Annotated in this window: 19 protein-coding genes; 15 read left to right on the top strand and 4 right to left on the bottom strand. The window is 61.3% G+C overall.

Annotated elements, in window-relative coordinates; all coding sequences use genetic code 11:
- Positions 1-25 precede the first annotated feature (25 nt).
- Entirely contained in the window at positions 26-1,027 is a 1,002-nt protein-coding gene (gene gap, locus ACTJK9_RS12255) for a type I glyceraldehyde-3-phosphate dehydrogenase (RefSeq protein WP_064598953.1), read from the bottom strand.
- Between the two features lie 220 nt (positions 1,028-1,247).
- On the opposite strand from gap, the gene edd reads away from it, so the two are divergent.
- The 11 genes from edd (at position 1,248) to ACTJK9_RS12200 (ending at position 14,658) form a co-directional block, all read left to right on the top strand.
- Entirely contained in the window at positions 1,248-3,074 is a 1,827-nt protein-coding gene (gene edd, locus ACTJK9_RS12250) for a phosphogluconate dehydratase (protein WP_440814053.1), read from the top strand.
- Complete coding sequence (locus ACTJK9_RS12245; RefSeq protein ID WP_221397984.1) at positions 3,071-4,030, top strand: glucokinase; 960 nt, start codon at positions 3,071-3,073, stop codon at positions 4,028-4,030. Before edd ends, ACTJK9_RS12245 begins: the two co-directional genes overlap by 4 nt.
- Before the next feature lie 151 nt (positions 4,031-4,181).
- The gene (locus tag ACTJK9_RS12240) at positions 4,182-4,913 is read left to right on the top strand and encodes a response regulator (RefSeq protein ID WP_011335612.1); all 732 of its coding nucleotides are present in this window, start codon (positions 4,182-4,184) and stop codon (positions 4,911-4,913) included.
- A 31-nt stretch (positions 4,914-4,944) separates the two neighbouring features.
- Positions 4,945-6,372 carry an ATP-binding protein gene (locus tag ACTJK9_RS12235; protein WP_201816532.1) on the top strand — a complete coding sequence of 476 codons (1,428 nt, stop codon included), beginning with the start codon at positions 4,945-4,947 and terminating at the stop codon, positions 6,370-6,372.
- 104 nt (positions 6,373-6,476) lie between these two features.
- On the top strand, positions 6,477-7,736 hold the full coding sequence (locus ACTJK9_RS12230) for a D-mannose isomerase (RefSeq protein ID WP_440814049.1): 1,260 nt from the start codon (positions 6,477-6,479) through the stop codon (positions 7,734-7,736).
- Positions 7,737-7,854: 118 nt separating this feature from the next.
- A complete protein-coding gene (locus tag ACTJK9_RS12225) occupies positions 7,855-9,156 on the top strand; it encodes an ABC transporter substrate-binding protein (RefSeq protein ID WP_085610788.1) in 1,302 nt (433 codons plus the stop codon).
- 142 nt (positions 9,157-9,298) lie between these two features.
- On the top strand, positions 9,299-10,207 hold the full coding sequence (locus ACTJK9_RS12220; protein ID WP_011335609.1) for a carbohydrate ABC transporter permease: 909 nt from the start codon (positions 9,299-9,301) through the stop codon (positions 10,205-10,207).
- Positions 10,200-11,045: a carbohydrate ABC transporter permease gene (locus tag ACTJK9_RS12215; RefSeq protein WP_007951164.1), complete on the top strand. Its 846-nt coding sequence runs from the start codon at positions 10,200-10,202 to the stop codon at positions 11,043-11,045. The genes ACTJK9_RS12220 and ACTJK9_RS12215 overlap by 8 nt, the downstream gene beginning before the upstream one ends.
- A gap of 2 nt (positions 11,046-11,047) precedes the next feature.
- Complete coding sequence (locus ACTJK9_RS12210) at positions 11,048-12,208, top strand: ABC transporter ATP-binding protein (RefSeq protein ID WP_085610787.1); 1,161 nt, start codon at positions 11,048-11,050, stop codon at positions 12,206-12,208.
- Positions 12,209-12,340: 132 nt separating this feature from the next.
- The gene (locus ACTJK9_RS12205) at positions 12,341-13,687 is read left to right on the top strand and encodes a carbohydrate porin (RefSeq protein ID WP_039766091.1); all 1,347 of its coding nucleotides are present in this window, start codon (positions 12,341-12,343) and stop codon (positions 13,685-13,687) included.
- Positions 13,688-13,803: 116 nt separating this feature from the next.
- A complete protein-coding gene (locus ACTJK9_RS12200) occupies positions 13,804-14,658 on the top strand; it encodes a D-hexose-6-phosphate mutarotase (RefSeq protein WP_085610785.1) in 855 nt (284 codons plus the stop codon).
- Between the two features lie 137 nt (positions 14,659-14,795).
- On the opposite strand, the gene ACTJK9_RS12195 is transcribed toward ACTJK9_RS12200, so the two are convergent.
- Positions 14,796-15,656 (bottom strand): MurR/RpiR family transcriptional regulator, encoded by an 861-nt coding sequence (locus ACTJK9_RS12195; RefSeq protein WP_169842436.1) that lies wholly within the window; start codon positions 15,654-15,656, stop codon positions 14,796-14,798.
- A 226-nt stretch (positions 15,657-15,882) separates the two neighbouring features.
- Between ACTJK9_RS12195 and zwf the strand changes: the two genes are divergently transcribed.
- The 4 genes from zwf to ACTJK9_RS12175 all read left to right on the top strand — a co-directional run bounded on the left by zwf (position 15,883) and on the right by ACTJK9_RS12175 (position 19,633).
- Positions 15,883-17,349, top strand: coding sequence for a glucose-6-phosphate dehydrogenase (zwf, locus tag ACTJK9_RS12190; RefSeq protein ID WP_085610784.1), 1,467 nt, complete (start codon positions 15,883-15,885; stop codon positions 17,347-17,349).
- Positions 17,336-18,049, top strand: a complete 714-nt coding sequence (pgl, locus tag ACTJK9_RS12185; protein WP_440814043.1) for a 6-phosphogluconolactonase — start codon at positions 17,336-17,338, stop codon at positions 18,047-18,049. Before zwf ends, pgl begins: the two co-directional genes overlap by 14 nt.
- A gap of 17 nt (positions 18,050-18,066) precedes the next feature.
- The gene (locus ACTJK9_RS12180; protein ID WP_064598929.1) at positions 18,067-18,732 is read left to right on the top strand and encodes a bifunctional 4-hydroxy-2-oxoglutarate aldolase/2-dehydro-3-deoxy-phosphogluconate aldolase; all 666 of its coding nucleotides are present in this window, start codon (positions 18,067-18,069) and stop codon (positions 18,730-18,732) included.
- Between the two features lie 184 nt (positions 18,733-18,916).
- The gene (locus ACTJK9_RS12175) at positions 18,917-19,633 is read left to right on the top strand and encodes an intradiol ring-cleavage dioxygenase (protein WP_221397979.1); all 717 of its coding nucleotides are present in this window, start codon (positions 18,917-18,919) and stop codon (positions 19,631-19,633) included.
- On the opposite strand, the gene ACTJK9_RS12170 is transcribed toward ACTJK9_RS12175, so the two are convergent.
- A complete protein-coding gene (locus tag ACTJK9_RS12170) occupies positions 19,630-20,811 on the bottom strand; it encodes an aminotransferase class V-fold PLP-dependent enzyme (RefSeq protein WP_085610781.1) in 1,182 nt (393 codons plus the stop codon). The genes ACTJK9_RS12175 and ACTJK9_RS12170 overlap by 4 nt on opposite strands.
- A gap of 30 nt (positions 20,812-20,841) precedes the next feature.
- On the bottom strand, positions 20,842-21,078 hold the full coding sequence (locus ACTJK9_RS12165) for a DUF3820 family protein (protein WP_003213031.1): 237 nt from the start codon (positions 21,076-21,078) through the stop codon (positions 20,842-20,844).
- Positions 21,079-21,110: the final 32 nt, after the last annotated feature.

Raw genomic sequence — 21,110 nt, 5'->3', positions numbered from 1 at the left:
CCCGCTCCCACAGGGGTTAGGCGTTTTATTCCGCGTTGCACAGCGCCAGGCAGTTATCGAGCATCCGGTTGGAGAAGCCCCACTCGTTGTCATACCAGGCCAGCACTTTCAGCAGTTTACCGGTGGATTTGGTGTGGTTGGCGTCGAAGATCGACGACAGGGGGTTGTGGTTGAAATCGCTCGATACCAGCGGCAGGGTGTTGTAGCCGAGGATCTTCGAATGCTGGCTCGCCGCTTTCATCAATGCGTTGACTTCATCGGCCGAGGCTTCGCGCTTCAACTGTACAGTCAGGTCAACCAGCGACACGTTGATTACCGGCACGCGCACGGCCATGCCGGTCAGTTTGCCGGCCAGTTCCGGCAGCACCAGGCCCACGGCTTCAGCAGCGCCGGTCTTGCTCGGGATCATGTTCTGGGTGGCGGAGCGGGCGCGGTACGGGTCGGTGTGATAAACGTCGGTCAGGTTCTGGTCGTTGGTGTAGGCGTGAATCGTGGTCATCAGGCCGCTTTCGATGCCCAGTTCGCGGTGCAGCACCTGAGCCACCGGGGCCAGGCAGTTGGTGGTGCACGAGGCGTTGGAAATGATCTGGTGCGACTGGCGCAGAATGTCGTGGTTCACACCATAAACGACGGTGGCATCGGCGCCCTTGGCCGGGGCCGAGATAATCACTTTGCGTGCGCCGGCGGTAATATGCGCAGCGGCTTTGGCGCGGTCGGTGAACAGACCGGTGCATTCGAACACCACGTCAATCTTTTCCGCGGCCCAAGGCAGGTCGGCCGGGTTGCGGATGGCGCTGACCGAAATGCGGTCGCCGTTGACGGTCAGGCTCTCGTTGTCATGAGCCACTTCGGCGTCGAATGTGCCATGAACGGTGTCGTATTTGAGCAGATGCGCATTGATCGCGCTGTCGCCCAGATCGTTGATGGCGACGATCTGCAAATCCTGACGATAGCCTTGGGTATACAGTGCGCGCAGGACATTACGGCCGATGCGGCCAAAACCATTGATTGCGATTCGAAGAGTCATTGAACAGCGCCGCCGTCGTTTTGTTGTTGGAATTACAAGATTATTCGCATAAAAATAGAAAACAAGCCTTTTTAGTGGCAATATTTTGTTTTATCTACAACGAGTGACCTGAATCAACTGGTCCGAATGATCAACAAAACCGTTCGTCATCCCACGCGAACGGGCTTTTGATCAGCATAGACAATCAGGTCGCCACATCCGTTAGCCTGGAGTTCTACACATGCATCCCCGCGTTCTTGAGGTCACCGAACGGCTTATCGCCCGCAGCCGCGCCACGCGTCAGGCTTACCTTGCGCTGATTCGCGGCGCCGCCACCGACGGGCCGATGCGCGGCAAACTGCAATGCGCCAACTTCGCCCACGGCGTGGCCGGGTGTGGCAGCGAAGACAAGCACAGCCTGCGGATGATGAACTCGGCGAACATCGCAATTGTTTCGTCATATAACGACATGCTCTCGGCGCATCAGCCGTACGAAGTCTTCCCGGAACAGATCAAGAACGCCCTGCGCGAAATCGGCTCGGTCGGCCAGTTCGCCGGCGGCACGCCTGCCATGTGCGACGGCGTGACCCAGGGCGAGCCGGGCATGGAACTGAGCCTGCCGAGCCGCGAAGTGATCGCGATGTCGACGGCGGTGGCGCTGTCCCACAACATGTTCGACGGCGCGCTGATGCTTGGCATCTGCGACAAGATCGTGCCGGGCCTGATGATGGGCGCCCTGCGTTTCGGTCACCTGCCGACGATCTTCGTCCCGGGCGGGCCGATGGTCTCGGGGATTTCCAACAAGGAAAAAGCTGACGTGCGGCAGAAGTACGCCGAAGGCAAGGCGACCCGCGAAGAGCTGCTGGAATCGGAGATGAAGTCCTACCACAGCCCGGGCACCTGCACCTTCTACGGCACCGCCAACACCAACCAGTTACTGATGGAAGTGATGGGCCTGCACTTGCCGGGCGCATCGTTCGTCAACCCGAACACGCCGCTGCGTGACGCCCTGACCCGCGAAGCCGCGCATCAGGTCACGCGCCTGACCAAACAGAACGGCAACTTCCTGCCGATCGGCGAAATCGTCGACGAGAAGGCGCTGGTCAACTCGATCGTCGCGCTGCACGCTACCGGCGGTTCGACCAACCACACCCTGCACATGCCGGCCATCGCCATGGCGGCAGGCATTCAACTGACCTGGCAGGACATGGCCGACCTCTCCGAAGTCGTGCCGACCCTGAGCCACGTCTATCCGAACGGCAAGGCCGACATCAACCACTTCCAGGCGGCGGGCGGCATGTCGTTCCTGATCCGCGAACTGCTCGAAGCCGGCCTGTTGCACGAAGACGTCAACACCGTGCTCGGCCACGGCCTGAGCCAGTACACCAAAGAGCCGTTCCTCGATAACGGCAAGCTGGTGTGGCGCGAAGGCCCGACCGACAGCCTCGACGAAAACATCCTGCGTCCGGTGGCCCGTGCATTCTCGGCAGAGGGCGGCTTGCGGGTGATGGAAGGCAACCTCGGTCGCGGCGTGATGAAGGTGTCCGCCGTGGCGCTGGAAAACCAGATCGTCGAAGCACCGGCCATGGTGTTCCAGGATCAGCAGGATCTGGCCGACGCTTTCAAGGCCGGTCTGCTGGAGAAGGATTTTGTCGCGGTGATGCGCTTCCAGGGGCCGCGTTCCAACGGCATGCCTGAGCTGCACAAGATGACGCCGTTCCTCGGCGTGCTGCAGGATCGCGGCTTCAAGGTGGCGCTGGTGACGGACGGGCGCATGTCCGGCGCGTCGGGGAAAATCCCGGCGGCCATTCATGTCAGCCCTGAAGCTTATGTCGGCGGCGCTTTGGCGCGCGTGCAAGAGGGCGATATCATCCGCGTCGATGGCGTCAAAGGCACCTTGGAACTCAAGGTGGACGCCGCCGAATTCGCAGCGCGCGAACCTGCCAAAGGCCTGTTGGGCAACAACATCGGCAGCGGTCGCGAACTGTTTGGCTTCATGCGTTTGGCCTTCAGCTCGGCGGAGCAGGGCGCCAGCGCCTTCACTTCTGCCCTGGAGACGCTTAATTGAAACTGGCTTTGGTCGGTGACATCGGAGGCACCAACGCGCGGTTTGCGTTGTGGAAAGATCAGCAGCTCGAATCGGTTCAGGTGCTGGCCACGGCCGACCATGCCAGCCCGGAAGAGGCGATCGGCCTCTACCTGAGCGGGCTCGGTCTGGCGCCGGGCGCCATCGGTTCGGTGTGCCTGTCGGTGGCGGGGCCGGTGAGCGGTGATGAATTCAAGTTCACCAACAACCACTGGCGCCTGAGCCGCAAGGCGTTCTGCCAGACCTTGCAGGTCGATCAGCTGTTGCTGATCAATGACTTCTCGGCCATGGCCCTGGGCATGACCCGTTTGCAGCCCGGCGAATTCCGCGTGGTCTGCGAAGGCACGCCGGAGCCGTTGCGTCCGGCAGTGGTGATCGGCCCGGGCACTGGCCTGGGCGTCGGCACCTTGCTCGATCTGGGGGAAGGTCGGTTTGCCGCGTTGCCGGGAGAGGGCGGTCACGTCGATCTGCCGCTGAGCAGTCCGCGTGAAACCCAGCTCTGGCAGCACATCCACAACGAGATCGGCCACGTCAGCGCGGAAACCGCATTGAGCGGCGGCGGCTTGCCTCGGGTCTACCGGGCGATCTGCGCGGTGGATGGTCATGAACCGAAACTCGACACACCGGAAGCCATCACTGCGGCAGGTCTTGCAGGCGACCCGATTGCCCTGGAAGTGCTGGAGCAGTTCTGCTGCTGGCTCGGTCGCGTGGCCGGCAACAACGTGTTGACCACCGGCGGCCGTGGCGGGGTGTACATCGTGGGCGGCGTGATTCCGCGCTTTGCCGATTTCTTCCTCGAAAGCGGTTTCGCCCGCAGCTTCGCCGACAAGGGCTGCATGAGCGATTACTTCAAGGGAATTCCGGTGTGGTTGGTGACAGCGCCGTATTCCGGCCTGGTTGGCGCCGGCGTGGCCCTGAATCAATCAATCCCGACCTGAAATACGGTAAAAACTGTGGGAGCGGGNACCTTGATGTCTCTGATATACCTCTTTCGCGAGCAAGCCCGCTCCCACAGTGGTTCTGTGGTGTTTGCAAGTTCGATGCTTAAGGCATAATCCGCCCAATTCCAACAACAAGGATGCCTTCGAAGTGAGCTCAGTCAACAAGTCGATTTTGTTGGTCGATGACGACCAGGAGATACGCGAGTTGCTGGAAACCTACCTGACCCGCGCGGGTTTTCAGGTACGGGCCACGGCGGATGGCGCCGGTTTCCGTCAGGCGCTCAATGAAGCGCCGAGCGATCTGGTGATCCTCGATGTGATGCTGCCCGATGAAGACGGCTTCAGCCTGTGCCGCTGGGTGCGCCAGCATCCGCGTCAGGCCCAGGTGCCGATCATCATGCTCACCGCCAGTTCCGACGAAGCCGACCGGGTCATCGGCCTGGAGCTCGGCGCCGACGATTACCTCGGCAAACCTTTCAGCCCCCGCGAACTGCAAGCCCGGATCAAGGCCCTGCTGCGCCGCGCCCAATTCGGCCAGGAACGTGGCGGCAGTGAAGTGCTGGCGTTCGATGAATGGCGGCTGGACATGGTCAGCCATCGGCTGTTTCACGCCGACGGCGAGGAAGTGATTCTGTCCGGCGCCGACTTCGCCCTGTTGAAACTGTTCCTCGATCATCCCCAGGAAATCCTCGACCGCGACACCATCGGCAACGCCACCCGTGGCCGCGACCTGATGCCCCTCGACCGCATCGTCGACATGGCCGTCAGCCGCCTGCGCCAGCGTCTGCGCGACACCGAAAAACCGCCACGCCTGATCCGCACCGTGCGCGGCAGCGGCTACCAACTGGCAGCCAATGTGGTTGCCGGCAATGGTCATTGAGTTCCTGCGCACCACCGCGCGCAAAGTGCCGATGCCGCGTTCGCTGCTTGGGCGAATGCTGCTGCTGACGCTGCTCGCGGTGTTGTTCGCCCAGACCCTGTCCAGCGTGATCTGGGTGTCCCAATTGCGTGCGACCCAGCTCGAAGGGCTGGTCACCAGCGCCCGCAGCCTCGCCCATTCGATGACCGCCAGCGTCAGTTATTTCCGCTCGTTGCCGGTGGCCTATCGGCCTCTGGTGCTCGACCAATTGCGCAGCATGGGCGGCACGCGTTTTGTGGTGACGCTCAATGACAAACCGCTGGGCATGGAAGTGCTGCCGGTGACGCCGCGCAAGGCCGCGGTACTGAAAGCGGTGGATGAAGTGCTGCGTCAGTCGCTGGGCCAGGACACCGACATTCTGGTGACCTTCGTCAGCCCCGATGACCTACGGATCTTCAACGCCGGGTTGAAGCTCGATGAATTGCCGCGTTCCTGGGCGCATTACGCGCTGACGCTTGAGCCGGTGAATCCGCCGGTGCTCGTGACTCAGATTCAGTTGGCGCCGGGTGAGTGGCTGTACATCGCCTCGCTGTTGCCCGAGCCCTACACCAGTCTCGAAGAACAAGGCCTGCCGACTCAGCAGGTGTGGTTCATCGTCTTCACCAGTGGTTTTCTGTTGTTGTTCATCGGCCTGCTGGTGCACTGGCAGAGTCGGCCGCTCAAGCGTCTGGCACGGGCCGCGCGGGATTTGTCGCTGGGCGCCGATGTCGAGCCGGTGGCCGAGGGCGGCGGCAGTGAAGTGGTCGAAGTGGGCCGCGCCTTCAACACCATGCGTGAGCGGATCAGCCGTTACCTGACCGAGCGCAGCCAGTTGTTCAGCGCGATTTCCCATGACCTGCGCACGCCGATCACTCGCCTGCGACTGCGGGTCGAACTGCTGGAAGACGAAAAATTGCAGACCAAGTTCGGCCGTGATCTGGACGAGTTGGAGTTGCTCGTCAAAGGCGCACTGCAATGCGTGAAGGACACCGACATCCACGAAAACATCGAGCCGGTGGATCTGAACCATGTGCTCGACTGTCTGGTGGAGCCGTATCTGGCGCCCAACGGCAACGGCCGCGTGACCCAGCAGGGGCGGGCGCTGGCGGCGTATCCGGGCAAGCCATTGGCGCTCAAGCGCTGCATCGGCAACCTGATCGACAACGCGTTGAAGTACGGCCAGAACGCGCACTTGCACATCGATGACGACGAAAGCGCATTCGTGCTGCATGTCGACGATGAAGGGCCGGGCGTACCGGAGCAGCGGCTGGAGCAGGTGTTCGAGCCGCACTTCCGCTTGGCGGGACAGCAGCAGGGTTACGGTCTCGGTTTGGGGATCGCCCGCAACATTGCCCATAGCCATGGCGGTGAAGTGACGCTGCAGAACCTGCGCGAAGGCGGATTGCGCGTGACCCTGCAATTGCCGCGTTCGGCGGATTGATCTGATTGTCACTAGTCGGTGACAAAACCCGCCCCCTTCGTTACAAGCCCCTCCCGGCCCGTTGTTTAGACTGCCCGCAGTCATAACAACAAAAAAGGCCACCCATGGATCATTTCAATCCGGGCTTCAGCAGTTGGCTGAACGCCCCTGCCCACCAGCAATGGCTCGCCGATGAAGGCCTGCGCCTGCTGGCATTTGCCAAGGCTTCACGGCTGCCCGAAGGGTTTGGCAATCTCGATGAGCGCGGCCAGCTCCAGGCCGGCGCGCAAGCCGAAACCATGAACACCGCACGCATGACCCACAGCTTCGCCATGGCCCACATTCAGGGCCTGCCGGGATTCGCCGAGCTGGTCGATCACGGCATTGCAGCCCTGCGCGGCCCGTTGCGCGATGCGCTGCACGGCGGCTGGTTCGCCGTCGCCGAACACCGTGACGGCAACACCGGCAAGAACGCTTATCTGCATGCTTTCGTCGCTCTGGCGGCGAGTTCCGCAGTGGTCGCACAACGTCCGGGCGCGCAGGCATTACTGGATGACGCCATCGACATCATCGACACCTATTTCTGGAGCGAAGAAGAGGGCGCCATGCGCGAGTTCTTCAATCGCGACTGGCGTGAAGAGGAAGCCTATCGCGGCGCCAACAGCAACATGCACGCCACCGAAGCCTTCCTTGCGCTGGCCGATGTCACCGAAGACCCACGCTGGCTGGTGCGTGCGCAACGCATCGTCGAGCGGGTGATTCACGGGCACGCTGCCGCCAACGATTACCTGGTGATCGAGCATTTCGACCGCGACTGGCAACCGCTGCGCGAGTACAACCACGACAATCCCGCCGACGGTTTCCGTCCCTACGGCACCACGCCGGGCCATGGTTTCGAGTGGGCGCGGCTGTTGCTGCACCTCGAAGCCGCGCGGGTTCAGGCCGGCATGCTCACGCCCGGCTGGCTGGCCACCGATGCGCAAAAGCTGTTCGAACAAAACTGCCGCCATGGCTGGGATGTCGATGGTGCGCCGGGCATCGTCTATACCCTCGACTGGAACAACAAAGCGGTGGTGCGTCATCGCCTGCACTGGACCCACGCCGAGGCCAGCGCTGCCGCCAGTGCCTTGCTCAAACGCACCGGCGATGCGCAGTACGAAACCTGGTATCGCCTGGTCTGGGAGTTTTGCGAAACGTATTTCATCGACCGCTGCGACGGCAGCTGGCATCACGAACTCGACCCGCAAAACCGTCCAAGTGCCGATATCTGGGCGGGCAAACCGGATCTGTACCACGCCTGGCAGGCTGTTCTGATTCCGCGTCTGCCGCTGGCACCGAGCATGGCCAGTGCTCTGGCACACCTGTCTCGAAGCGTTCCTGTGTAACCATGTGGTGACATTCGCGCGTCCCTTCGTTACCTGCGGGGGGAAACGCTCTGTTTAAACTCGTGTGCAGCGCAAGCACCAGACTTGCATGCATAACAACAAGAAAGGTACATCTCAGATGAATGCGATTTCTCGCCTCGCTACTGTCATTTCTGTCGCCTCCCTGTTCCCGCTCGCTGTGCTGCCCCTGAGTGTTTCCGCTGCCGAATCCAAAGGTTCGGTGGAAGTCGTGCATTGGTGGACGTCCGGTGGCGAAAAAGCTGCCGTCGATGTGCTCAAGGCACAAGTCGAGAAAGACGGTTTCACCTGGAAAGACGGCGCTGTCGCCGGCGGTGGCGGTGCAACGGCCATGACCGTGCTGAAAAGCCGCGCAGTAGCCGGCAACCCGCCAGGCGTTGCCCAGATCAAGGGCCCGGACATCCAGGAATGGGCGTCGACCGGTCTGCTCGACACTGACGTGCTGAAGGACGTTTCCAAGTCCGAGAAGTGGGACAGCCTGCTCGACAAGAAAGTCTCTGACACCGTGAAGTTCGAAGGTGATTACGTGGCCGTGCCGGTGAACATTCACCGCGTGAACTGGCTGTGGATCAACCCGGAAGTCTTCAAGAAAGCCGGTATCGAAAAAGCCCCGACCACCCTCGAAGAATTCTACGCCGCCGGCGACAAGCTGAAAGCTGCGGGCTTCATCCCGCTGGCTCACGGCGGTCAGCCTTGGCAGGACAGCACCGTGTTCGAAGCGGTCGTGCTGTCGGTGATGGGCGTTGATGGTTACAAGAAAGCCCTGGTCGACCTGGACAACGCTGCCCTGACCGGCCCGGAAATGGTCAAGGCCCTGACCGAGCTGAAGAAAGTCGCGACCTACATGGACCAGGACGGCAAAGGCCAGGACTGGAACCTGGAAGCGGCCAAGGTCATCAACGGCAAGGCCGGCATGCAGATCATGGGTGACTGGGCCAAGTCCGAATGGACCGCCGCCAAGAAAGTCGCCGGCAAGGACTACGAGTGCGTAGCGTTCCCGGGCACCGACAAGGCGTTCACCTACAACATCGACTCGCTGGCCGTGTTCAAGCAGAAGGACGCGGGCACCGCGGCCGGTCAGCAGGACATCGCCAAAGTCGTGCTGGGTGAAAACTTCCAGAAAGTCTTCAGCATCAACAAGGGCTCGATTCCGGTGCGCAACGACATGCTCGCCGACATGGGCAAGTACGGTTTCGATTCCTGCGCCCAGACCGCTGCCAAGGACTTCCTGGCAGACGCCAAGAGCGGCGGCCTGCAACCGAGCATGGCGCACAACATGGCGACCACGCTGGCCGTGCAGGGTGCGTTCTTTGATGTCGTGACCAACTTCATCAACGACCCGAAAGCCGACCCGGCCGACGCTGCCAAGAAACTCGGCACTGCCATCAAGGCTGCCAAGTAATGCTTGGCCTGTAGGAGCGAGCCTGCTCGCGATAGCGGACCGTCAGCCACCGAAAGTGTGAACTGACACAACGCAATCGCCAGCAGGCTGGCTCCCACAGGGATCGCATCCGTAATTCTTAATCCTTCTACTGGATCTTCCCATGAGTTCTGTTGCTGTGTTCAGCAAGGCCTCGCCGTTCGACGCATTGCAGCGCTGGCTACCGAAACTGGTGCTGGCGCCGAGCATGTTCATCGTTCTGGTGGGCTTCTATGGCTATATCCTCTGGACGTTTGTCCTGTCGTTCACCACGTCGACCTTCCTGCCGAACTACAAGTGGGCAGGGCTGGCGCAATACGAGCGCCTGTTCGACAACGACCGCTGGTGGGTGGCGAGCAAGAACCTGGCCGTGTTCGGCGGCATGTTCATCGGCATCACCCTGGTGATCGGCGTGCTGCTGGCAGTGTTCCTCGACCAGCGCATCCGTCGCGAAGGCTTTATCCGCACCATTTACCTGTACCCGATGGCGCTCTCGATGATCGTCACCGGTACTGCGTGGAAATGGCTGCTCAACCCGGGCATGGGCCTGGACAAATTGCTGCGGGACTGGGGCTGGGAAGGCTTCCGTCTCGACTGGCTGATCGACCCGGATCGCGTGGTGTACTGCCTGGTGATCGCGGCGGTCTGGCAAGCCTCGGGCTTCATCATGGCGATGTTCCTCGCCGGTCTGCGTGGCGTCGATCAATCGATCATCCGCGCTGCCCAGATCGACGGCGCGAGCATGCCGCGCATCTACTGGAAAGTGGTGCTGCCAAGCCTGCGTCCGGTGTTCTTCAGTGCGGTGATGATTCTGGCGCACATCGCGATCAAGAGCTTCGACCTGGTGGCGGCCATGACGGCCGGCGGCCCGGGGTATTCCTCCGATTTGCCGGCGATGTTCATGTACTCGTTCACCTTCAGCCGTGGACAGATGGGCATGGGCTCGGCCAGTGCAATCCTGATGCTCGGTGCGATCCTCGCGATCATCGTGCCTTACCTGTACTCCGAGCTGAGGACCAAGCGTCATGACTAGTCTCGCTTCGAAACCTGCCATCAGCCTGAGTCGCATCGCGATCTACGCGGTGCTGATCCTCGCGGTCCTGCTGTACCTGGTACCGCTGGTGGTCATGCTGTTGACCAGCTTCAAGACCCCGGAAGACATCTCCACCGGCAACCTGCTGAGCTGGCCGACCGTGGTCAGCGGCATTGGCTGGGTGAAAGCCTGGGCCACCGTTGACGGCTACTTCTGGAACTCGATCAAGATCACCGTGCCGGCCGTGATCATCTCCACCGCCATCGGTGCGTTGAACGGCTACGTGCTGTCGTTCTGGCGCTTTCGCGGTTCGCAGCTGTTCTTCGGCCTGTTGCTGTTCGGCTGCTTTCTGCCGTTCCAGACCGTGCTGCTGCCGGCCTCGTTCACCCTCGGCAAAATGGGCCTGGCGAGTACCACCACCGGCCTGGTGTTCATCCATGTGGTCTACGGTCTGGCGTTCACGACGCTGTTTTTCCGTAACTACTACGTGAGCATTCCGGATGCGCTGATCAAGGCGGCGCGTCTCGATGGCGCGGGCTTCTTCACGATCTTCCGCCAGATCATCCTGCCGATGTCGACGCCGATCATCATGGTCTGCCTGATCTGGCAGTTCACCCAGATCTGGAACGACTTCCTGTTCGGCGTGGTGTTCTCCAGTGGTGATTCGCAACCGATCACGGTGGCGCTGAACAACCTGGTCAACACCAGCACCGGGGCCAAGGAATACAACGTGGACATGGCGGCGGCGATGATCGCCGGGCTGCCGACCCTGCTGGTCTATGTGGTCGCAGGCAAGTATTTCGTGCGCGGGCTGACGGCCGGCGCAGTCAAGGGGTAATCATGGCTACGCTCGAACTTCGCAATGTAAACAAGACCTACGGTGCCGGCCTGCCGGACACCCTGAAGAACATCGAACTGTCGATCAAGGACGGTGAGTTTCTGATCCTCGTCGGGCCTTCGGGCTGCGGCAAGTCGACCCTGATGAACTGCATCGCCGGCCTGGAAACCATCACCGGCGGTGCGATCATGATCGGTGACCAGGACGTCAGCGGCATGAGCCCCAAGGATCGCGACATCGCCATGGTGTTCCAGTCCTACGCGCTGTACCCGACCATGAGCGTGCGCGAGAACATCGAGTTCGGTCTGAAGATCCGCAAGATGAGCCAGTCGGCGATCGACGAAGAAGTCGCCCGCGTGGCCAAGCTGTTGCAGATCGAGCACCTGCTCAATCGCAAGCCGGGCCAGCTCTCCGGCGGTCAGCAGCAGCGCGTGGCGATGGGTCGTGCGCTGGCGCGTCGTCCGAAGATCTACCTGTTCGACGAACCGCTGTCCAACCTCGACGCCAAGCTGCGCGTCGAGATGCGCACTGAAATGAAACTGATGCACCAGCGCCTGAAAACCACCACGGTCTACGTGACACACGACCAGATCGAAGCAATGACCCTGGGCGATAAAGTGGCGGTGATGAAGGACGGGATCATCCAGCAGTTCGGTACGCCGAAAGAGATCTACAACGACCCGGCCAACCTGTTCGTGGCGAGCTTCATCGGTTCGCCGCCGATGAACTTCATTCCACTGCGCCTGCAACGCAAGGACGGCCGTCTGGTGGCGCTGCTCGACAGCGGCCAGGCCCGGTGCGAATTGCCGATGGCAATGCAGGACGCCGGTCTCGAAGACCGCGAAGTGATCCTCGGCCTGCGCCCGGAGCAGATCGCGCTGGCGAACGGCGAGGGCAATGGCCTGCCGAGCATCAAGGCTGAAGTGCAGGTCACCGAGCCGACCGGTCCGGACACCCTGGTGTTCGTCAACCTCAACGACACCAAGGTCTGCTGCCGTCTGGCGCCGGACGTGGCACCGCAGGTGGGCGAAACCCTGACCCTGCAGTTCGATCCGTCGAAAGTGCTGCTGTTCGACGCCCAGTCCGGCGAACGCCTGGGGATTGCGGGCCTGCCGAAAGCCGAACCGCACAGCGCCAACGTGGCCCAGTTCAAGGGTCGCTGATGAACACAGGCGGGAGCGGGCAGGCCCGTTCCCGCAGGGAGCACGCGGTGCGTGGCCTGTCGCGCGCCGCATCAGATGTAAACCGCGTTAAATAAGAAGAACAGTTAATAACAATAAAACGAGGATGTAGGGATGAAGAAGAACAACAACGCTCAGCGAATCGGCCAGTTGTCAGCAGTTGCGGCAATGATGCTGGCCGGCAGCGTCCACGCGGCTGACGCGTTCAGCTCCGATTCGGAGTGGATGACCGGGGACTGGGGTGGCGAGCGGACCAAGCTGATCGAGCAGGGCATCGACATCAAGATGGACTACGTCGGTGAGGTGGGCGGCAACCTTCACGGCGGCTACAACAACGACAAGACGGCGCGCTACTCCGACCAGTTCGGTCTGGGCGTGGCGCTGGACCTGCAAAAACTGTGGGGCTGGGACAACACCCAGGCCAAGATCCAGCTGACCAACCGTAATGGCGAAAACATTTCCAACGACCGTGTTGGCGATCCGCGTGCCGGCACACTCAGCTCCTCGCAGGAAGTCTACGGTCGTGGCCACATGGTGCGGCTGACCCAGTTGTGGATCAAACACCAGTTCTTCGACAACAAACTCGACGTCAAGGCCGGTTACTTCGGCGAAGGCGAAGACTTCAACACCTTCCCGTGCGAGTTCCAGAACCTGGCGTTCTGCGGCTCGCAAGTGGGTAACTGGGCGACCAACATCTGGTACAACTGGCCGGTCAGCCAGGCGGCCATTCGCGTCAAATACAACATCAACGACGAGCTCTACGCGCAGATCGGTGCGTACAACCAGAACCCGTCGCAGCTGGAACATGGCAACGGCTTCAAGTTGAGCGGCAGTGGCACCAAAGGCACCGTATTGCCAGTGGAACTGGTCTGGTTGCCTAACCCGAACAGCCTGCCGGGCGAATACCGTGTCGGTTATTACAAGAGCACGGCCGATGCCGACGACGTTCGCGAAGACGTCAACGGTTTCGACGCGGCGACCACCGGTGATGCCTACCGTACCCACAGCAGCAAGCACGGTTACTGGTTCGTTGCACAGCAACAACTCACCAGCCACAACGGTGACAAGAGCCGTGGTCTGAGCATCGCCGCCAACGCCACGTTCCACGACAAGGACACCAACTTCATCGACAACTATCAGTCCGTGATGTTTGTGTACAAAGGTCTGTTCGATGCGCGTCCGAAGGATGACTTCGGTATCGGTGCTGCGCGTATTCACGTCAACGATGACGTGAAGAAAAACGCCGAACTGCTTAACGTCTCCAATGGCGTTTCGGATTACGACAATCCGGTGTTCTCGCCGATTCGTGAAACCGAATACAACTACGAGATCAACTACGGCTTCCACGTGACCAACTGGCTGACCGTGCGCCCGAACCTGCAATACATCACTCATCCGGGCGGTGTGGATGAAGTGGATAACGCTTTGGTCGCTGGCCTGAAAATTCAGTCTACGTTCTGACGCGTCTGCGATAAGCTCCTCTCTATGTGCGCATATTTGCGGACAGCCAAGGCTGTCCGCTTTTTTTTGGACAGGGGTGTCGCAGCCCATGAAAGTTGAATCTGGAACCGTGGCCCATGCATGAGCATCCGCTGCAACGCTTCTTCAAATCCTTGCGCGAACGTCCGGTGTTCGCCTGGGAGCGCTATCAGATGCGCGATGTGCTGGTGATCGATCATCCGCTGTGTCAGGCGGTGTTCAGTCGCCAGGGCGCGCAATTGCTGCATTTTCAACCGCGCGGGCAAAAGCCGTGGTTGTGGTGCGCGGCGAAATGGCCGCATGTCGGCGCGATTCGTGGCGGCGTGCCGGTGTGCTGGCCATGGTATGGCCGTCACCCGAGCGAAAACGCATGGCCATCCCATGGCTGGGCACGCCTGCTGGACTGGAAACTGCTCGACAGCAGCAGCGCCGAGGACGGCGTGCGCCTGCATTGGCAATTGCAGCTGTGCGACTGGCAGGTGGACCTGCACGCACACCTGGGCGAACGCATGGAATTGCGCCTGAGCACCGAGCATCAGGACGACATGCCGTGCCAGTTGAGCCAGGCTTTGCACGCGTACTGGCGTATTGGTGACGTGAGTGAGATAGCGCTGTCTGGGCTCGAAGGGGCGCAGGGTTACGACCAGTTGAACCGTGAGGTTTGCCAGCAGGAAGGCGAGTTGCGGGTCGATGGTGGCTGTCAGCGAGTGTTCCAGCACGACGGCGAATTACAGCTCAAGGATCACGCCTGGCAGCGCGAGTTGTGCATCGATACCGGTGACAGCGCGGACACCGTGGTGTGGCATCCGGGCGCGCGGCCGTTGCTGGGCGTGACCTGGGATGAGATCTCGGAGTTTGTGTGTGTTGAAGCGGCGGCGGGTGGCACCGACAGCCTGCATCTGGCGCCGGGGGAGAAGGCGCATTTGAGTTTGCAGGCGTGGGCTGCGGCCTAGATTTGCGGTGAGTTGGCTGACGCCTTCGCGAGCAAGCCCGCTCCCACAGGTGACTGCATTCCATCTGGAGAAATACAGTCGAATGTGGGAGCGGGCTTGCTCGCGAATAGGCCGGACAATTCAGCCCAAAATTCGGATCAGTTGAACTCGTCACCCACCGGATACCGGCTCGCATTCAAGCTCTCTTTGATCTTGCGCAGATGCGGCTGGAAATCCACCCCGCGACGCAGCGTCATCCCCGTCGCCAGCACATCCAGCACGGTCAACTGAATGATCCGCGAAGTCATCGGCATATAGATGTCGGTGTCTTCCGGCAGCGGAATATTCAGGCTCAGCGTACTGGCCTTGGCCAGCGGCGAATTCTCTGCCGTCAGGCCCAGTACCGAAGCGCCGTTCTCGCGGGCGATGCGCGCCACCTCCACCAGTTCGCGGGTGCGGCCGGTGTAGGAAATGATCACGAACAGCTCGCCGGTGTGCGCCACCGAAGCAATCATCCGTTGCATCAGCACATCGGCGTGGGCGGTGACCGCCAGATTGAAGCGGAAGAACTTGTGCTGTGCATCCAAAGCCACTGGAGCCGAAGCACCCAGGCCGAAGAAGTGAATCTGCCGGGCCTGGATCAACAGGTCGACGGCGCGGCTGATAAGGTTCGGGTCCAGTGCCTGGCACGCGCTGTCCAGCGAGGCGATCGCACTGCCGAAAATCTTCTGCGTGTAGGCCTCGGGATTGTCGTCAGCTTCCACTGCGCGGCTGACATAGGCCGCGCCGCTGGCCAGGCTCTGCGCCAGTTGCAACTTGAGTTCGGGGTAGCCGCTGACGCCGAACGAACGGCAGAAACGGTTGACCGTCGGTTCACTGACCGACGCTGCCTGGGCGAGGGCGGCGATGCTGAAGCGGGTGGCCTGCTGTGGGTTGAGCAGGATCACTTCGGCGACTTTGCGTTCGGCCTTGTTCAGCTCTTCAAGGCGACTCTGGATCTGTTCCAGTAAATTTCGCACGCGGTCCATAAGAATTCCTAGATTCACCGGCGCCGATAAGCGCGCGGCTATGCAAATTGGGCCTTTGATGTGGCCCGTGACGGTGGCCTATCCTACTGATGGCTCCGACCGACCACCACTCGGAATCTGTATTTTGCGAAAATGTTGTGGTTATTACTACATTTTCCCTTGAGTGATGCCTTGAAAAAAGGTATTTGTAGCTTAACTTGATAAAAGAACAAACATCATGCCTTCGATTACGGTTGAACCGTGCACCTTCGCCTTGTTCGGCGCCTTGGGCGATCTGGCCCTGCGCAAGCTGTTTCCTGCCCTTTATCACCTTGATGGCGCCGGCCTGCTGCACGAGGACACGCGCATTATCGCACTGGCCCGTGAGGCGGGCAGCGAGCAGCAGCACCTGGCGTTCATCGCCGCCGAGCTGCGCCGTTACGTGGGCAAGGAACTGGACGAGGCCGTGGCCGAGCGCTTTCTGACGCGCCTGACTTATCTGCACGTCGACTTCCTCAAGGCTGAAGATTATGTGGCGCTGGCCGAACTGGCCGGCAGCACGCAGCGCATGATTGCCTACTTCGCCACTCCGGCGGCGGTGTACGGCGCGATCTGCGAGAACCTGGCGAACGTCGGTCTGGCGGAAAACACCCGCGTGGTGCTGGAAAAACCGATCGGCTCCGACCTCGAATCCTCGCGCAAGGTCAACGACGCCGTGGCGCAGTTCTTCCCGGAGAACCGCACCTACCGCATCGACCACTACCTGGGCAAAGAAACCGTCCAGAACCTGATCGCCCTGCGTTTCGCCAACAGCCTGTTCGAAACCCAGTGGAACCAGAACTACATCTCCCACGTGGAAATCACCGTGGCCGAAAAGGTCGGCATCGAAGGCCGCTGGGGTTACTTCGACAAGGCCGGCCAACTGCGGGACATGATCCAGAACCACCTGCTGCAACTGCTCTGCCTGATCGCCATGGATCCGCCGGCCGACCTGTCCGCCGATAGCATCCGCGACGAGAAGGTCAAGGTGCTCAAGGCCCTGGCGCCGATCAGCCCGGAAGGCCTCACCACGCAGGTGGTGCGCGGCCAGTACATCGCCGGGCACAGCGAAGGCAAGTCCGTGCCGGGCTACCTCGAAGAACCGAATTCCAACGCCCAGAGCGACACCGAAACCTTCGTTGCCCTGCGTGCCGACATCCGCAACTGGCGCTGGGCCGGCGTGCCGTTCTACCTGCGCACCGGCAAGCGCATGCCGCAGAAACTGTCGCAGATTGTCATCCACTTCAAGGAACCGTCGCACTACATCTTCGCCCCCGAACAGCGCCTGCAGATCAGCAACAAACTGATCATCCGCCTGCAACCGGACGAAGGCATTTCCTTGCGGGTCATGACCAAGGAGCAAGGCCTGGACAAGGGCATGCAACTGCGCAGCGGTCCGCTGCAACTGAATTTTTCCGACACCTGGCGCAGCGCTCGGATCCCCGATGCCTACGAGCGTTTGTTGCTGGAAGTGATGAACGGCAATCAGAACCTGTTTGTCCGTAAAGATGAAATCGAAGCCGCGTGGAAATGGTGTGACCAGCTGATCGCCGGGTGGAAAAAATCCGGTGACGCGCCCAAGCCGTATGCGGCCGGGTCGTGGGGGCCGATGAGCTCCATTGCATTGATCACGCGGGACGGGAGGTCGTGGTATGGCGATATCTGATGTGAAACTGCCCGAGGGCGTGAATGCCCGCGAATTCAAGAGCTCGGTGCTGCTCGCCGAAGGCCTGGCGCTGAATGTCGCCAAGCAGTTGAGCGAAGCGCTGGCGGCACGTGGCAACGCCGTGCTGGTGGTGTCCGGCGGCCGTAGCCCGGTGGCGTTTTTCCAGCACCTGGCCAAGCAGGAACTGGACTGGTCGAAGGTCGTCGTGACCCTGGCCGACGAGCGCTGGGTGCCGGTCGAACATGCCGACAGCAACGCCGGTCTGCTCAAGCAATATCTGCTCAAGGGCCCGGCGGCCAAGGCGCAGTTCCTCAGCCTTTACAGCGCGGCGGCCAACGTCGAGCAGGCTGCGGACCAGGCTGATCGTTTGCTCGCCGAATTGCCGCCCATCGACGTGCTGGTACTGGGCATGGGCGATGACGGTCACACCGCATCACTGTTCCCGGACAGCCCGAACCTGGCCGAAGCCCTGCAAGCCGACGGCACCCGTCGCTGCTGGCCGATGCTGGCGCCAAGCGTGCCACGCCAGCGCCTGACCATGAGCCGGGCGCTGCTGGCCTCGGCGCGGCACAAGATTCTGTCGATTTCCGGTCAGTCGAAACTGACCACCCTGAATGCCGCACTGGCATCCAACGACGTCGCCGCCATGCCGGTTCGCGCGTTTCTGCAACCTACGTTAGAGATTTACTGGTGCCCATGAGCCAAGGAACAGCCGCTATGACAATTCCATCCCCGACCGTTTCCATGGCGGACAAAGTTGCCCTGATCGACAGTCTCTGCGCCAAGGCGCGGATCCTGCCGGTGATCACCATCGCCCGTGAACAGGACGTGCTGCCGTTGGCCGACGCTCTGGCTGCCGGCGGTCTGACCGCGCTGGAAGTGACCCTGCGTTCGCAGTTCGGCCTCAAGGCGATCCAGATCCTGCGCGAACAGCGCCCGGAACTGGTGACCGGTGCCGGCACCGTGCTCGACCGCAACATGCTGGCCGCGGCCGAAGCCGCCGGTTCGCAATTCATCGTCACCCCGGGCATCACCCGTGACCTGCTGGAAGCCAGTGTCGAAAGCCCGATCCCGCTGCTGCCGGGCATCAGCAATGCCTCCGGCATCATGGAAGGTTATGGCCTGGGTTATCGCCGCTTCAAGCTGTTCCCGGCTGAAGTCAGCGGTGGCGTAGCGGCAATCAAGGCCCTCGGCGGCCCGTTTGGCGAAGTGAAATTCTGCCCGACCGGCGGCGTCGGCCCGGCCAACATCAAGAGCTACATGGCGCTGAAAAACGTCATGTGCGTGGGCGGTAGCTGGATGCTCGATCCGGAGTGGATCAAGAACGGCGACTGGGCCCGCATTCAGGAATGCACTGCCGAGGCGTTGGCGCTGCTGGACTGATACTTTTCAATTAGTTGCAACCCTACACTTCGTTGTGTGTTCTACGGCTTTAACGGTGCGCTTGGTCGGTGCGCCGTTTTTTTTTGCCCGAAAAAACCTTCGTTATCTCGAGATACATAGTTACCGCACCCGGCCTCGCGTGTGGCGCTAACCTGCGTTCATCTTATGGAAGAGAGAATGCGTCATGGACAACCAGTCTTCAGCTCCATCGGTTTATCAACTGGCCCCCGAGCAAGTCGCGGGGCCTTATTTTCGCAATCCCAAACTGCTGCGCCGCAACATCAGCGAAGGCGCCGAGGGCCTGCCGTTGCTGCTGCGCCTGACCATCGTCGATGCCATGACCGCCGAGCCGGTCAGTGGTGCGCTGGTGGATATCTGGCACTGCAACGCACGCGGCGCGTATTCCGGCTGGAGTCGGGTCAACCCGGATCTGGAAGTCGACGTCGAGGATATCGGCTCGATCCCGCGAACCGACGATGACACCTACCTGCGCGGCGGTCAGTTCAGCGACCACAAGGGCAGGGTGCGCTTCACCACGATCTATCCGGGTTTCTACGCCGGGCGAGCCCTGCACATTCACGTGGCGGTGCGCATCGTTGCCGGCAATGAATATCTGGAGGAGCGCAATGTAGCCTGGGTCGGCCAACTGTATTTCCCGGAGGTGGTCTCCCGCGGCGTGCTCAATAACAAGGCCTATCGCGGGCGAGGCTCGGCGCCGGTGTGTAACGCCGACGATGCCTACTACACCACTATGGGCGGAGAAGCATCGACCCTGACCGTCTGGCCGATCGGCCGCGACTCGCACGAGGACGGCTACTTTGGCCACCTCACGATCGGCATCGACACCTTTGCGGTGTCGTCGCAGATCAAGCCCGAGGACTTCGACAAGTACACGGTTTAACGCAGTTCGTTCAGCGCCTGAACCAGCAGCTGGATTTCCGTCGCCGTGGTGGTCAGCGACGGCGTGATACGGATGCATGGCCCACAGGCCGCGCCGTTGCGCACCACGGTGAACAGGTTGTAGTCGTTGAGCAGGCGTTCGACCATCGCCTGCTGGTCGGCATGCCGGGTAAAGCGTAGCGAGGTGATGCCGCAATACAGACGCGGATCGTCCGGGGTCGTGACTTCGATGCCCGGCAGATTGCGCACGGCGCTCACCCACAGGTTGCGCAAGTAATTCATCCGCGCGCCTTTGGCGGCCGCGCCACCCAGTGCGCGGTGTTCCTCGAACACCAGTGGCAAGGTCATCAACGCCGGAATGTTCGGCGTGCTGTAAGGCGTGCGCGAACGGATGTCGTCAGCCGAAAAATGCATCTCGCCCATGTCCGGGTCGATGTCGGCCAGGCGCTGCGGTGCAATGTAGATAAAGCCGAGGGTCAGCGGCGAGCCGATCCACTTGTGCAGGTTGTACCCGGCGAAGGCGATGCCCAACGCTTCGAGGTCGAACTCGATCTGCCCGAGAGCATGGGCGCCATCAAGGATGATATCGACGCCATGCTCCTTGGCCAGCGAGGCAATGGCCTGCACCGGCATCACCAGCCCGGTGCGGTGGGTGACGTGAGTCAGCGCCATCAGCTTGAGCTTCGGATAGCGGGTAAAGGCTTCGCGGTAAGTCGCCAGCAGGCTGTCGAAGCTGGCCGGGTGGGCGTGCTCGATCTCGATCACCTCGACCCCGCGATGCTGCGCCAGCCAGCGCATGGCGCCCTTGACCGTGTCGTACTCCAGATCGCAGATCAGCACCTGGTCGCCTGGCTGCAGGCGGTTGTAGTTGCGGATCAGCGATTGCAGGCCGGCAGTGGCGTTGTGGGTGAACGCCACGCTTTGCGCGCGGACGCCGATCAGCTCGGCCAGTTGCGCGCGGATGTCGAGGAGGTCGTGCTGTTCGAAACGTTGGCGCACGTAGATCGAGTTGCTGTTGTTGATCAGCTCGACGTTGCGCTGATACTCCTCGATCACGGTGCGCGACATCCGTCCGAAGTAGCCGTTCTCCAGGTTCACGGGGCCGGGGTGGCGATCGTAACGGTCGGCGAAGGTTTGCCAGAAGGCTTCGTCTCGGGCGCGGCGGGTGTTATCGGGCATGGTCGACTCGACTCGGATCAGGATGACGCCTCAGTGGCGCGGGGCAGGCTTGCCATGTTTGGCGCGCAGCGGTTCGAGCAGTTCCGACAGGCCGTTGTGATCGATTTCCTGCATCAATGCCAGCAGCCCGCCCAGTTCTCCATGGGGAAAACCTTCCCGGGCGAACCAGTTCAGGTACGGGCCCGGCAGGTCGGCAATGATCCGGCCCTTGTACTTGCCGAAGGGCATTTCGCGGGTGATCAGCAGTTCGAGCTTTTCAGGGTTCATCGTTGAAATCGTCTGGGTTTGAAAACACGTTG

Origin of the sequence: Pseudomonas sp. 22082, from assembly GCF_052046055.1 — a bacterium.
Taxonomy (GTDB): domain Bacteria; phylum Pseudomonadota; class Gammaproteobacteria; order Pseudomonadales; family Pseudomonadaceae; genus Aquipseudomonas; species Aquipseudomonas pharyngis.
This window is presented reverse-complemented; position numbering and strand designations above follow the sequence as displayed.